The following is a 15399-nucleotide window of genomic DNA, read 5'->3' as shown; positions in this document are numbered from 1 at the left end:
TTTTAACTTCATGAATTTGTTTTTTTCAGATTTTTAAGAGGTTATCCTGACCCTAACGCTCAAGCACAGCCGACCACGAGGAACTTCCATCATGCGCGGCCGAAACATCCACAGTCACAAAGAGATATTCCTTTGAACCTGTGCTGGCATATCCCACCACCTCGTAAGTGTTTGTGGAATTGCCTCCGTTAGGCGGGTCGGAAGCATTCAGGTTTTCACCGCCAAAATAACCTTTATAAAATCCTATAAAGGCGGCTCTGTTGGCCCCGTTGGTCAGGGTAATCTTTGCCCTGTCGCTGCCCGAGGCAGGGGTGAACGCCCAGGTATGAACGCCACTGCCGAAAGCTGCCCCGTTGCCGCTGGCAGCAATCTCATCATCCGAAATACATCCGTTTGTTCCGCCGAAATATCCGTCGTTGCGGGCATCGCCGTTGGTCTTGTACTCGTAAACACTGCCGGCGCTGAAAATAAACTCATCATTGGCAATACACGACCAGTCATCTGTACCGGTCGATGATCCGTCGAGATACGAGAGCGGCAAACTCCACCATCCGTCGCTGGCCATGTCAGGCCCGACAAAAATGGATTTCTCATCCAGCCTGACCTTCCACGCGCCACCCTGAATATCTGTTGCCACAATACCTTCCTTTGAAATAAAATGGAATTTCATTGCCGTACTGAAACCATTGGCATTGGTGGCCGTAAGTTTGATGTTGAAGGCACCGTCAGTAGCATAGTTATGCACCGGATTGTTCTCGGTTGAGGTCTGTCCGTCGCCGAACTCCCACAAATAGGAATCGGCGAGGGTAGAAGTGTTGGTAACAGTGATGGTGCGCCCGCTAGCTGTAAACGAGAACTCAGCCGTGGGTGCAGGGCCGGGTATGGGCGGCTCATCAAGCGGATTGTCATAATGCACCAGTACAAAACGCCAGTAGGCTGGCTGGGGCGCTGTTCCGCCAGTCATATAGGAGGTCTGAAGGATCAGGGTATCCACAGGTCCGTCAGTGAGTTTGATGATACTATAGGTAACCGACTGCTGAGGTACACGTACTTCAGCATCCGTTGCTACCTTCGACAGACCGATAAAGGCGCCAAGGCCGATCACTTTCAGGGTAGGCTGATCTCCCGATGTGAGCTCAAAACTGTGGACACCACTGCCCCAGGCCGAAAGATCCTCACCACTCAGGCCGACCATCTGGTCGGTGGAGGCACAGATATTCGAAGGGAAAAATATACCGCCTTCTGCCCAGTAATCGCCCTTGGAGTCAAACTCCATCTCACCGCCGCGCCTGAATATCCATTCATCGTTCAGCATACAGGGACGGTTGGCCAGCTCATCGTTCTGACGACCCATTGCCCACCAGATGGAGGAGAAATTTGCAGGCCCCACCTCAAGCGGATACCTTCCCGTACTTACATCACGCAGCAGTTTCCATGTTTTCTCCGTGGCTCCCACCAGCTTGGCGAGTTCAACATCCGGATCGGCAATTACAACCTGCACTGTGTACACATCTTTTGCCCCGTTCGAAGCGGTAGCTGTCAGCGTTACAGTATACACGCCCTCAGCCTGATACGTATGAACAGGTTCAGTTTCGCCCGGCAAAGTGGTATTATCGCCAAAATCCCAGGTGATTTCCGGTGCTTCATTGATCGCGTTCGCATAACTTTTGAACGCAACTTTACGGAAGTCAGCCTCGTCAACCTTATAGGTAAAACTGGCAATCACATCATCCTCTTTGTCCTTTTTGCATGCCGTAAGCTGGCTGATTGCCAGCAACAGCAGCATGGCCCATTGGATTCTGAAAAATTGTTTCATTTTTGATTGGTTTGGTTTGGTTTGTATTTGGTTTTGCCTGTAATCTGTTCATTAAACACCTTTAAAATTCAGCCCTGCCCAAAATTGCCTGCATTCAAAGTATATCCTTTATACAACAATTTAAAAATCATTTCTCCTCCGGCTTTTTCCGTTTCAGTCACTCACATCGGTAACTCAATGTTTATGAACTCTATAGACTAATTATTTCCGGAGATTACATTAAACCTTTTCTTATGTGTACTTAATACACTATGTTTGTGTATTTAATACACTAAGTGGCAGTAAAACTAAGTGAACTTTTTCTAATAAACAAGAAAAAAACAATTGCATTTACAGGTTGTCAGAAAAAATAAACCCGGCTTAATCAACAGAAAGCCTGAACGGGCTGAACTTTTGATTTTCTGAGGAGACTCCGGTCTGGTGTTGGTTTTGCGCAGGTAATATCGGGCAGACCATAAACACTTAATCGTTTAAGCATTATCAGATGCTCAATCCGGTTCAGAGCCCCCCGTAAACAAACGTAAAGAAAGGTACTGCCCTTACAGACCTTCCACCCGCAGCCATGCCCTTACGCGAAAAATCCGCTATCAGTTCGGAAAATCAGGTAAACTATTTCAATGCAGAAGTATATCTGAGGGTTAGAATGGTGTTCAAAAGCCTGGCGGCGATAAAATTGGGCGCTTTGTTATATTTGATCGGGACAAGTCCGGCAATACACACTCCGGCAATGTTCGATTTTTCGCTGACCTTGGTGAGTATTTCAATAAATCCGGACCATTGAAGTCCTCCCGGCTCCGGCGTTGCTACCGCCGGCATCAGTGATGGATCGAGTACATCCAGGTCAATGGTGATAAAAACATTCCTTGTTAATTTATTCAGAAAATCATACATCCAGGTCTTATTGGATCCGTCGAGCATGCTTCCGGCGTAAAACATTCTGCCCGGCTCCACATCCTCGCGCTCAGCAAGACTCATGCTCCTGATTCCTGCCTGAAGTACTGGTGCATGAACAGCTGCATGCTTCATTACACAATGGTGATGGTAAGCAGTACCCCCTGCTTCAGCACTTCCCGCCGCATGGGCATCAAACTGCAGAATGGTAAGATCCTTATCCTTGTAATAGTCGGCAAAAGCCCTGAATGCCCCGATGGCAACGGTATGTTCCCCGCCAACAATAACCGGAAATTTCTTTTTCTTAAGCAGTTGCAGGGTCCTGGCTTGCACCTCTTTCACCATTTTTTCGGGTGACCGCTCCCTGACAGCCTCTGCTGTGTGTATGCCGGCCTTATAGGCTTCTGAATCGGAATGAATATCATACAGGTCGATGGAAGCAGAAGCATCAATCAGGGCTTCGGGACCCTTGTCCGAGCCTTTGAAAACATGGCCGGGACCTTCGAACGGAACCGGAAGGATTACAAATTTTGCATTCTCAAAGTTCGTAAGCTGGACAGGAAGTGATCCGAATTGTTTCTGTTTCATGGTCAGGTTAATTTTTTACTGCGTGTTTGAAAACCGGATAAATAAAAAAATAATCCCTTCGGGAATCAGTAACCCTGACTACAAAGTTAAACAAGCTTTAAGAAAAACCATCACCGGAAAGATAATATTCCGTTATTTTCATGGCCGGAAAAAGAGATCAGGTAAGGGGTATGCAGTGGAACAACGGGTATAACCTGCCAACACGCATCATGGCAGAACAAGGCAACTGAATCACCGGTTCGACCTGCACATAAAAATACATCTGGCATGGACACACCTGTACAGGAATCTGACTATAAATTATAAAATTTGACTGCTGCAAAAGGCCTCAGTAACCAAGAATGCGAAGCATTGATTTGTGCGATTGTTCTTTGGCAAAAAGCTTGGTGGTATATTCGCCTTCTTCGTCCAGATCAATAATAATATGCTTGGGCGCAGGAATCAGGCAATGCTGAATCCCTCCGTAACCCCCGATGGATTCCTGATAAGCACCGGTATGGAACAAACCGATGTACAGCGGCTCTTCGTTGTCAAGCTTGGGAAGAAATATCGCGTTGGCGTGTGCCTCTGCATTGTAATAATCTTCACTGTCGCAGGTAAGCCCGCCCAGAAACACCCTTTCGTATTCCGAATCCCATTTGTTAATGCCCAGTAAAATAAAACGCTGGTTCAAGGCCCAGGTATCAGGCAGCGTGGTCATAAATGATGAATCGATCATATCCCACAACTCCCGGTCATTCTGCTGTTTCTGGTCAATGATTGAATAGAGCACGGCGCCGCTTTCTCCAACGGTATATGAGCCGAACTCAGTGAAAATATGTGGTTCCGGAGTGTTGTTCCTGTCACAGATCATCTTGATCTGTGCAATGATCTCCTCGGCCATATATTCGTAATCGTAGTCAAACGAAAGCGAATTCTTGATGGGGAAACCACCGCCAATATTCAATGAATCAAGTTCAGGACAAATATGTTTCAACTGACAATACAGATTGACGCATTTCGAAAGCTCATTCCAATAATAGGCTGAATCCCTGATCCCTGTGTTGATAAAGAAGTGCAGCATCTTCAGTTCAAATTTCGGATTGTTCTTGATCTTCTCTTCATAATAGGGAATGATGTCGTTGTAACGGATTCCCAGCCTTGAAGTGTAAAACTCAAATTTCGGCTCCTCCTCAGCGGCAATCCGCATACCGATCTTGCACTTGCGGGTGATGTTCCGGTCAAGCTGATCCAGTTCAAACTTGTTGTCGAGGATGGGGATGGTATTCACAAACTCTTCATTGATCAGCTTGGCAATGTTCTCAATGTACTGCGGCCGTTTAAACCCGTTACAGATAATGTAGGTCTCCTTGTCAATCAGCCCCTGTTCATGCAGGGTCTCCAGCAAAAAAATATCAAATGCGGAAGAGGTTTCAAGGTGTACATCATTCTTAAGCACTTCCTCCAGTACAAATGAAAAATGGGAACTCTTCGTACAATAACAATAATGATAATCCCCCTGGTAATCGCTCCGCGCAATGGCAACATTGAACAATTTCTTGGCCTTCTGAATCTGCTGGCTGATCTTCGGCAGATAGGATATCTTTAGTGGTGTACCATATTGTTTGATGATATCCATCAAAGGAATATTGTGAAAATACAGCTCATTGTCTTCAACCCGGAATTCTTCCTGGGGAAAGTCGAATGTTTGCTCAATGAGATCAATGTATTTGTTTTTCATCGCCTGAGAGAATAATTAAATGAATAAGGAATGCAAAAATAAACTATTTTTCAAGCTACCGGATAAGATTTTCTAATGAAATGCATCTATATTACATTGACTGATTAAAATAAATCCGGCCAAGCCGGAATTTGTATTCATTCGGCGATGAAAATTTTCTATCATCCTGATTTCATGTTATTTAATAATCCAAATAAGCAATCGATGCAAATTCTTTTCACCATCCGGGCATTCCGGATCATCAGAATTATTACATTCTGCATTATCCGGATTAATTATAATTATGATATTCAGGAAAAATATTATTCATTAAAGCAGATAGCTAACGAGAATACCTGACGTATTAATGCTGATCATTATCGCAAACACAACACCCAAAATGCTGATCAGTTTATAACCCGGGAAAGGAGAAGGGTTCAGAATCAACACTGGCAAATCGATTGATAAGTGTTATGCTTAAGCAGATTGTATAAATAATTTATCTGGAACCGGCAATAATCTAGTGATCCGGGATCTGAATAAAAAAGAAGGACCACTCTATCCGAAATAGATTAACCTGCTCAGAATGATGTATATGAATGATGACAGACAGAAATCATCCGGTCATCCAACCGGTGAAATAATACAGGAGCTTCCTGTGTGCACTATTCGTACTTCAGGGCTATAACCGGATTGGCATTTGCTGCCTTATACGCTTTGAAAACAATGGTCAGGAAAGCGATCAGCAATGCCAGTATAACAGGCACTATCAAATGGATCACATTGATGGAGATATGGTAGGCGAACTCATCCAATTGTTTCTGAAGTAGTAAATAACCGGCAGGCAAAGCGATAATCCCTGCAGTTAATACAAGTAACAGATAATCTTTAACCAGATGAACGGTAATCTGGGTAACAGTTCCGCCCATCACCTTTCTGATGCCGATCACCCTGGTTCTCTGTTCAATCAGCAATGAAGTGAGGCCAAACAGACCAAGGCAGGAAAGCAGCAAGGAAACCAGGGTAAAATAAATGAAAAGGGTAAAGGTGGTTTGGTCGCCTTTGTAATTCTGTGTCAGATAATTGGGGGCCTCCATAATCTGCACCGGCAACCCGGGATAAACGGAAGCCCACTTCGATTCAATAAAACTTCTGATTTCATCCTTGTTGCCACTGCCTGCATATTTAATAACAACACCCTTGAAGCGCTCCGGCTGCCATATCCATACGGCAGGTTCTATGGGGCTGCGCAATGAATAATAATGATAATCTTTCACCACGCCGATAATTTCAGCCTTCCCTGAAGAATCGGCAGACTGGGGGAACACAAACTTCCGCCCCAGGGCGTTATCCCACCCCAACGCGTTTATGGTAGCCTGGTTCACGATTACCGCCCTGTTGATATCTCCTGACTGTAAACCATTGAAATTGCGGCCATCGGCAAACTGAACGTCCATAGTGCCGAAAAAATCATCGTCCACAAAGCCATATCTTACATAAAGCTTGGTATTGGCTGAATCATCAACGAATACCGGCCCCTGGCTCCCGGCCACACCATTCACATAAGAACATCCTGAAACCTGTTGTATGGCCGGATGCTGCATGAGTTCCTGCTTGATAACCCGGATTTTTTCATACCCTGTTTCGCCAAAGTCCACATACAATCTGTTAACATACTGAATGCCCAGATCCTTGTTTCTGATAAAATTTACCTGATCGTGAATAACAAATACGGCAAGCAACAGCCCGACAGAAATAATAAACTGAAAAACTACCAGAATCTTACTCAGTAAACCGCTGCCCGGACCTGACTTCCCCGAAATGCCCCTCAGCACAGCGATCGGATGCAGGCGCGAAAGGTAGAATGCCGGATATGAACCCGAGACCAGGCTGATCAGCACGAGAAGAAACAGCAAACCAACGTTAAACAGGGGATTCGAAATGAAATCTATGCTGAAGGAAGTGCCAAGCATTTTATTTAATTCAGGAAGGGCCAGTTCAACGATTCCAATGGCAATCAATACCGAGGTGAGGGTAATAATGGCTGACTCGCTGATAAACTGAACGATAAGACTGCCTCTGCCCGCACCCAGCACTTTACGCATACCTACTTCCCGTGAGCGCTTAACGGAACGCGCAATGGCAATATTGATAAAATTCACACAGGCTATCAGCAGGATAAGCACCGAAATCACGATAAAAACATTTACCATGGAAGCATCGCCCATGGCTGAAACATTCTGAAACTTAATATGGCCTGATTTCAAATACACTTCGTTCAGCGGCTGAAGATACATTTCGAGGTACTGCCAGCCGTCTTCCTGGCTAAAGACATGCCGCTTCAGAAAATCATCAAATCCCTTGTTAACCTCCTCGGCCGATGAAGTCCTGTCCAGCTCCACATAGGTAACCAGCGAATTGGAACCCCAGCCCTTCATCCATTCAAATCCGGGCAATGCCTCGGCAGTGGCGATGGGCATCAGCATATCGAAAAAGAAGTGGGTAGTCTCAGGCTGATCTTCCATAACCCCGGTAACCGTAAAACCTGTCTTGTCAAATAAAAGATTACTTCCTGTGGCTTTCGCGGCATCACCGAAGTACTTTTCCGCAGCTTTTTTTGATAAAATCACGCTTCGTGGCTCCTTCAGCGCGGTGGCCGGATCTCCGTATATGAAAGAAATATCGAACATGTCGATTACTGAGGGATCGGCATAATACAGGTGGTCTTCCCTGAATGACTTTTCACCATGACTGACAGCAGTCACATTAAAAGCACTCATCAGCCTGACTGCGTTCTTTACCTGGGGAAAATCGTTGAGCATTGCCTGGGCAAGCGGGCCCATGGTAATGGCTACATGCTGCTCACCAACACCCGGCTCATTCTGAATTTCAACCACCCTGAAAATCCGGTCACGCTTACTCAGGTGATGGTCGAATTTCAATTCATGCTGCACATACAGCATGATAAGGATAAAAGCTGCAATCCCGAACGAGAGCCCGGCAAGATTAATCAGGGCGTAATTCTTCTGGCGCATCAGGCTGCGCAAAGCAGTCTTCAGGTAATTGGCAAACATGGTTCAGGTATTTAGGGATTGCCGGGAAATCAAAATTTAAAGTAAAAGCCTTTAAAAATTTCCGGATTCAACCCTACCGGCTTTGATATTCTCATTGATCACCTGTCCGTCAAACAGCCTGATGATGCGCTGCGCATACTCGGCATCACGCTGAGAGTGTGTAACCATTATGATGGTAGTTCCGTTCTGGTTGAGCGAGGCCAGCAGGTTCATCACCTCTTCGCCGTGCGCCGAATCAAGGTTACCGGTAGGCTCATCGGCCAGGATAAGGTGCGGATTGGCCACCACGGCCCTGGCGACAGCCACGCGCTGCTGCTGACCACCCGATAATTGAAGCGGGAAATGTTTGCGGCGGTGCATAATCTGCATCTGTTCAAGGGCCGATTCAACCCTGCGCTTGCGCTCTGAGGAACTCAGACCAAGATATATCAACGGCAATTCAACATTTTCATATACATTCAGTTCGTCGATCAGATTAAAATTCTGAAATACAAAACCGATGTTCTGTTTGCGGGTATTGGCACGCTGCTTCTCGGTAAAACCTGAAACCTCATTCCCCAGAAAATAATACTCACCTTCTGTCGGATTATCCAGCAACCCCAGAATATTAAGCAATGTTGACTTCCCGCAACCCGAAGGCCCCATGATGGCGACAAACTCACCTTTTTTGATTTCAAAAGAAACTTTATTCAATGCAGTGGTTTCTACTTCGTCTGTCCTGAAAATTTTGGAGAGATTTACCGTTTTGAGCATAGTATTTGAATTTTAGAGCGTTTGCTGACTGATTTTATTTTCTGAAAATTAGTTTCTCCTTCGCGTTAAAGTTATCGTATGACGAAACAATAACTTTTTCACCGGCTTCAAGTCCTTCAAGCACCTCATAATGGGATGCATTCTGCCTGCCTATCCGGATGCTGCGCTTCACCGCGTATTCTTCTGAGGGATCCAGCACATAAATCCAGTTACCGCCTGTTTCCTGAAAAAATCCACCCCTGCGCAGGATAAGGGCATCGGAGGCTCCTGAAAATTTCACCTTCAGTTGAATGGTCTGCCCCCGCTTGACTTTAACAGGCTCTTCATCTGTAAACAAAAGATCCACCTGAAAAGTACCACCGGTAACATTTGTATAGATCTTCGATATTTCAAGCTCGTATGTTTTGTTCCCGATATCACAGGATGCCTCCTGACCGGTAAAAACACGGGAGATATACCTTTCATCAATGTTTGCACGAAGCTTGATGCCGTCCATCATATCAATCTGGCCAAGGTGCTCTCCGGAAACTTTGGTTTGCCCTATTTCTACAAGGAATGATGAAAGCTTACCATCAACAGGTGATTTAATGGTCATATTATCCATATTCTTTTTCAGCAGGGCCAGATTATTATTCATCCTTTCCATCGACAAAGAAATCTGCCTGCCCTGCGAAACACCTGAAATCGAGTCAAGCCTTTTCAGGTTCAGCGCGATCTCCAGCTGCTTTAGTGAATACTGGTAGTCGCGGCGGGCATCCTCAAATTCCTTATCGGAAATCAGTTTATCCTTATAGAATTGCTCTTTACGGCTGAAATCCGTCTTGAGCCTGTCAATATCATAGTTAAGCTGAGTAATTTCTTTCTGTCTGACGTATTTCAACTGCTCCAGGCTGATCCTGGTATTGGCCAGGTTGTTGATGGCATCATACATCCGCGTTTCCTGATCCATATAACTCAGCTCCATATTTGCATTAGAGAGCTTTAATATGGGATCCCCTCTCTTAAGAATGGCGCCGTCTTCAACATAAATCTCTTCAACAATCCCACCCTGAACGGCATCAATATAAACCGTATTCCGCGGGAAAACAATGCCGTCAACAGGGATAAACTCCTGAAATCTGCTCTTTTCAACTGCAGCTATACTGAGTTGGTTATATTCCACATAAAGCCTGCTGCGGTTGTCCCTGAAAACAAATACCCACAAAACCAGTATCACCAACATGACTATTCCCGCTATTGCGGCAATCCTTCCGGGAGTCCATCGCTTCTTTTCTATGATCCTGTCCATAAATTACATTTATGCTGAAACCGGTGTTACTAATTCCATGCCACTAATTATAACACACTATTTATCAGTAAAATAAAAATTTTATGAAAATTTTAACAATTTATTGTTGTTCAAAGCCGTTCTTTTGAATGTACGTTTCCGAACATTTTATACCTTAGCAACCTGCCGGGTCAGTTTCAGGCCATTCAGGAACCGAGACAACTGCCGGTTGCGTTTCGCCAGAATATATCAGGATCAGTTGTTGTAACATGCCGGTTTGGGAAGCGATCCTGCTCAAAATTTCTAATGGAAGTTTTTCACCGGACTTTCCTCTTCAAAAGCCGGAATAACCAAAGCAAAGAACTAAAAAAAAACAATTGATGAGTAAGATTGACGCTAAAATCCTGATTGTTGATGATGATCAGGATGTACTGCTGGCAGCAAGGCTTTTTCTTAAGCAACACTTCAATATTATACATACGGAGAAAAATCCGGAGAACATACCAGCCATCATGAAGAATGAGAGCTATGATCTTATCCTGCTGGATATGAATTTCTCCAGGGATGCCACCAGTGGTAAGGAGGGATTTCACTGGCTGAATAAAATTATTGAAATTGACCCCCTGGCGGTGGTTATTTTTATTACCGGATACGGTGATATTGAGCTGGCCGTGCAGGGCATAAAAGAAGGAGCTACCAACTTTATCCTGAAACCCTGGGACAATAAAAAACTGCTGGCCACCATTACGGCCAACCTGAAAGTTAGGCACAACAAGGAAGAAATTGAAGACCTGAAGAGCAAACAAAAAGTGCTGATTGCCAACCAGGATCAGGCTTATGGTAACCTGATCGGCCAATCGCCTGCCATGCAGAAGGTGATGGCCACGGTTGAGAAAGTGGCCAAAACAGAAGCCAATGTACTGATTCTCGGAGAAAACGGAACAGGCAAGGAACTGATTGCCCGGGCCATTCACAAAGCATCATCGCGCCGCGATGAGGTTTTTATCAGTGTTGATCTGGGTGCAATCAGTGAAACGCTGTTCGAAAGCGAGCTGTTCGGATTCAAGAAAGGCGCCTTCACCGACGCCAAGGAAGACCGGGCCGGCCGTTTTGAAGCTGCCAATAAAGGGACTGTTTTTCTTGATGAAATCGGAAACCTTTCCTTTAACCTGCAGTCGAAGTTGCTGAGCGTGCTTCAGAACAGGAAAGTGGTAAGGCTGGGGACCAACCGCGAGATACCGATTGATGTAAGGCTGATATGCGCCACAAATATGCCGTTATATCAGATGGTGAATGAAAACAAATTCCGTCAGGACCTGCTGTACCGCATCAATACCGTGGAAATTCTACTGCCTCCCCTGCGCGAAAGACTGGAGGACATCCAGCAACTGGTGGAGCACTTTCTGGTGATCTACTGTAAAAAATATAAAATGCCGCTCAAAAGAATCAACCCGACAACCATCAGAAGGCTGGAAAAACACAGCTGGCCGGGCAATATCAGGGAACTTCAGCATGCTGTGGAAAGAGCGGTAATCCTCAGTGAGAGCAATATCCTTCAGCCGCAGGACTTCTTCCTCTCGCAGATAGAAGATGGTGGTCAGTCCGATGAATCGGATGATATCACCAACCTCGAAGAAAGGGAAAAACTGCTGATCCGCCGGGTGATTGACAAGCACGGGGGAAACATCAGCAAAGCTGCAAAAGAACTCGGGCTTACCAGGGCCTCACTTTATCGCAGAATAGAGAAACATGGGCTTTAAAAAATTCCGGATTAATGTCATTGTCAGGGTATTGCTGATTACAGCCAACCTCTTGTTGCTGGTAATCCTTTCACGCAATGAACAACAGGAAGTAACGGCACTGATTACCGGATTACTGGCTGTAATTCAGGTCGCTGTGCTTATCCGGTATATTGAACGTACCAACCGGAAACTTACCCAATTCCTTGAAAGCATCAGGCATTCCGATTTCAGCACTTCCTTCTTCGACAGAGACCTGGGAAGAAGTTTCGAAGGTCTCAACCGCGCTTTCAATGAAGTTATCAGTGAATTCCGGAAAAACAGGGCCGAAAAAGAAGAGCACTACAATTACCTGCTCACGGTGGTTCAGCATGTCAGCATCGGTATCATTGCTTTCAGAAAAGACGGTAAGGTGGATATCTTCAACAATGCCATCAAGCGTCTGTTGAAAATCTCGAACCTTAAACACATCAGAGACCTGGGCGTGATCAAATCATCCCTGCCTGAGATGCTGCTCAGCATGAATGCCGGTGACAGGCAACTGATCAAACTGGTAGTTGACAATGAGCTTCTTCAGATATCGGTTTATGCAACTGAATTCAGGATGCGCGGGGAGGAATTTCTGCTGGTTTCCTTACAAAACATCAGTTCGGAACTGGAAGAAAAAGAAATTGAATCCTGGCAGAAACTGATCAGGGTGCTCACGCATGAAATCATGAATTCAATCACACCGATATCATCGCTGGCATCAACAGTGCGCGAAATGCTGCTGGATGAAAGTGAAAACAGCGTGCAGATCCATACGCTTGACGAAGACGATCTGGATAGCATCCACCAGGCACTGATTACCATTCAGAGCCGGAGCGAAGGATTGCTTAATTTTGTTGAAACTTACCGCAACCTGACTCGTATACCCCGGCCAAATTTCAGGTATTTCGCTGTAAAAGAGCTATTTGACCGGGCCCATACCCTGCTGAAACCAAAAATGGAAAAACTCGGCATTGTCTGCGTTCCCCGGGTATTTCCCGAAGACCTTATGATCACCGCTGATCCGGACCTTATCGACCAGGTATTTATCAACCTGTTGCTTAACGCCATCGATGCCGTAAAAGAAAAAACGGAACCCCGGATATCAGTGACAGCCTCACCAAACAGCAACGGCAGGGTAAGTATTGACTTTTCGGACAACGGACATGGAATCAAACCTGATATCCTCGATAAGATTTTTATGCCATTCTTCACATCGAAAAAGGACGGATCGGGGATCGGATTGAGTCTTTCGCGCCAGATCATGCATCTGCACAAAGGCACGGTCACTGTGAAATCATCCCCCGGAGAGGGAACAGTGTTTACGGTTACCTTCTGAGATAAATTTTTAATCTGTCAAATATTAACGATCAGGACAAACGAAACAAAATGAATATAAAAACTGCTTCAAACGACTTCCCGATTCATCCTTTATTAAAAGAGAGATGGTCGCCAAGGGCTTTTAACAACCGGTTTATTGAACCGGACAAGATCCGCAGCCTTTTCGAAGCCGCCCGCTGGGCACCGTCGGCTTCCAATATTCAGCCATGGTATTTTATCGTAGGGCTGAAGGGCGACGACACCTATGAACAAATTACCGGAACACTGGTTGAATTTAACCTGCTCTGGGCCACCAGCGCGCCTTTGCTTTTTGTGGCTGTTGCCAATAAAATCGGTAAAAAGGGTGAAATCAATCCGACTGCCCAATACGATCTCGGTCAGGCTGTGGCGCATCTTACCTTTCAGGCTATGGAAGAAGGATTGTATGTGCATCAGATGGGTGGATTTGACCCGTTGCTGGCCAAAACCATATTCGGAATCCCTGACACACACGAAGCGATGACTGTGGTTGCAGTGGGATACATCGGTAAACCTGAATCCCTGCATAAAAATCTAGTGGCATCAGAAACTTCTCCCAGAGAAAGACGGAAGGCCAAAGATTCAGTCTTCAGCAGCAAATTCAATACACCTTCTTCTATTTTCTGATGATTAAACCAGACTTAAATGAAAATTAACATCCACCACCATATAATTTTTGGAATTATACTTTTGCTTTTGATTTCATGCGGAGACCGGAAAAATAAAAAGGCGGAACCCGATGTGAAAGGGAAAGAGCCTGTTGCTGTATTTGTCCCTCAATTCAATGCCGATTCGGCCTACCATTATGTTGAAAAGCAGGTCTCATTCGGACCGAGGGTGCCCAATACCGCTGCCCATAAAGCCTGTGCCGCCTGGCTTGAAAATACGCTGAAACGATTTACACCCGAAGTGATTGTGCAGCAAACTAGGCTCAGGGCTTCTGACGGTACCATGCTTGATGCCAGAAACATCATAGCTTCCTTTAATCCGGAGAACCGTTCAAGGGTGCTGCTATGCGCCCATTGGGACTCCAGGCCCTGGGCCGATCATGATCCCGATCCATCAAGGCGCCGTGAACCCATCCCCGGAGCCAATGACGGCGCAAGCGGCGTAGGTGTGCTGCTTGAAATTGCCCGGCAAATGAGCCTTTATAATCCCGGGATCGGTGTTGATATTGTGCTGTTCGATGCCGAAGATTACGGCGACCACGAAGAAGGGCCCGGGAATAATACTGACTCATGGGCGCTGGGATCACAGTATTGGGCCAGAAATCCACATGTGCCGGGCTATTCCGCCCGTTTCGGCATATTGCTCGATATGGTGGGCGCCGCCAGTCCCGCTTTTACCATGGAAGGAACCTCGATGTATTACGCGCCCGACATCATGCGTAAGGTATGGAATACTGCCCACCGCCTGGGATACCAGAATTATTTCCTGACCCGTAAAACCGGCGGCATCACAGACGACCACCTCTACATCAATGAGATCATCCGGATTCCGACCATCGATATCATCGATTACGATCCCGACCGTGAAAAGGGCTTTTTTGACCAGTGGCATACCGTAAATGATGATATGAACCACATCAGCAGGGAAACGCTGAGGGTGGTCGGACACACCGTAATTACTGTTGTTTACGAAACAAAGTAAATATGCAACCCCGTAAAGTAAGGCTGTTCGTTGCCACCAGCCTCGATGGATACATTGCCGGACCGGATCATGACCTGAGCTTTCTGCAGACGGTGGAACGGGCTGGGGAAGATTATGGTTATGCAGCCTACGCCGGCGAAACCGATACTGTCGTTATCGGCCGCAGCACCTGGGAAAAAGTCAGTTCGGATGGTGTCACTTCTCCGTTTAAGGAAAAACAGGTTTATGTGATATCTTCCTCCGGAAATCCGGAGTCCGGACCGGTTGTATTTTACAGCGGAAACCTGACACAACTTATCAGAGAGCTGAAATCATTGGCCGGAAAGGACATACAGATTGAGGGAGGACCGCAAATGATCGGTGAACTGTTAAACAGTCGTCTGCTCGACAGCATCTGTATTTCAACAATTCCTGTGCTCCTGGGTAATGGAATCCCCCTTTTCAGGGAAGGATTATATCCATTGAAACTGGAGCTCCTTCAGGTTAAAGGCTTCTCTTCCGGACTTGTTCAGACGGAATACAACGTCATTTATTGA

11 protein-coding genes are annotated in these 15399 nt (G+C 45.9%); 5 read left to right on the top strand and 6 right to left on the bottom strand.

What is annotated here, in order from left to right; translation table 11 throughout:
• Window positions 1-52 precede the first annotated feature (52 nt).
• The 6 genes from TBC1_RS02170 to TBC1_RS02135 form a co-directional block, all read right to left on the bottom strand.
• Window positions 53-1816 carry a PKD domain-containing protein gene (locus tag TBC1_RS02170; RefSeq protein ID WP_062037846.1) on the bottom strand — a complete coding sequence of 588 codons (1764 nt, stop codon included), beginning with the start codon at window positions 1814-1816 and terminating at the stop codon, window positions 53-55.
• Between the two features lie 609 nt (window positions 1817-2425).
• Window positions 2426-3295, bottom strand: a complete 870-nt coding sequence (locus TBC1_RS02165) for an arginase family protein (protein ID WP_062037843.1) — start codon at window positions 3293-3295, stop codon at window positions 2426-2428.
• A gap of 328 nt (window positions 3296-3623) precedes the next feature.
• Window positions 3624-5015 carry a type III PLP-dependent enzyme domain-containing protein gene (locus TBC1_RS02155; protein ID WP_062037837.1) on the bottom strand — a complete coding sequence of 464 codons (1392 nt, stop codon included), beginning with the start codon at window positions 5013-5015 and terminating at the stop codon, window positions 3624-3626.
• A 644-nt stretch (window positions 5016-5659) separates the two neighbouring features.
• The gene (locus TBC1_RS02145) at window positions 5660-8068 is read right to left on the bottom strand and encodes an ABC transporter permease (RefSeq protein WP_062037831.1); all 2409 of its coding nucleotides are present in this window, start codon (window positions 8066-8068) and stop codon (window positions 5660-5662) included.
• 51 nt (window positions 8069-8119) lie between these two features.
• Entirely contained in the window at window positions 8120-8821 is a 702-nt protein-coding gene (locus TBC1_RS02140) for an ABC transporter ATP-binding protein (RefSeq protein ID WP_062037829.1), read from the bottom strand.
• A gap of 34 nt (window positions 8822-8855) precedes the next feature.
• The gene (locus TBC1_RS02135) at window positions 8856-10109 is read right to left on the bottom strand and encodes an efflux RND transporter periplasmic adaptor subunit (RefSeq protein WP_062037826.1); all 1254 of its coding nucleotides are present in this window, start codon (window positions 10107-10109) and stop codon (window positions 8856-8858) included.
• A 359-nt stretch (window positions 10110-10468) separates the two neighbouring features.
• Here TBC1_RS02135 and TBC1_RS02130 point away from each other — a divergent pair, with 359 nt between their 5' ends.
• The 5 genes from TBC1_RS02130 to TBC1_RS02110 are packed head-to-tail and all read left to right on the top strand — an operon-like array spanning window position 10469 to window position 15399.
• A complete protein-coding gene (locus TBC1_RS02130; RefSeq protein WP_137305375.1) occupies window positions 10469-11848 on the top strand; it encodes a sigma-54-dependent transcriptional regulator in 1380 nt (459 codons plus the stop codon).
• Entirely contained in the window at window positions 11838-13193 is a 1356-nt protein-coding gene (locus TBC1_RS02125; protein ID WP_062037822.1) for a sensor histidine kinase, read from the top strand. Before TBC1_RS02130 ends, TBC1_RS02125 begins: the two co-directional genes overlap by 11 nt.
• Window positions 13194-13243: 50 nt before the next feature.
• Window positions 13244-13840, top strand: coding sequence for a nitroreductase family protein (locus TBC1_RS02120; RefSeq protein WP_062037820.1), 597 nt, complete (start codon window positions 13244-13246; stop codon window positions 13838-13840).
• Between the two features lie 18 nt (window positions 13841-13858).
• A complete protein-coding gene (locus TBC1_RS02115; protein ID WP_062037817.1) occupies window positions 13859-14863 on the top strand; it encodes a M28 family peptidase in 1005 nt (334 codons plus the stop codon).
• Window positions 14864-14865: 2 nt separating this feature from the next.
• Window positions 14866-15399 (top strand): dihydrofolate reductase family protein, encoded by a 534-nt coding sequence (locus TBC1_RS02110; RefSeq protein ID WP_062037814.1) that lies wholly within the window; start codon window positions 14866-14868, stop codon window positions 15397-15399.

Source organism: Lentimicrobium saccharophilum (genome assembly GCF_001192835.1).
GTDB classification, from domain to species: domain Bacteria; phylum Bacteroidota; class Bacteroidia; order Bacteroidales; family Lentimicrobiaceae; genus Lentimicrobium; species Lentimicrobium saccharophilum.
This window is presented reverse-complemented; position numbering and strand designations above follow the sequence as displayed.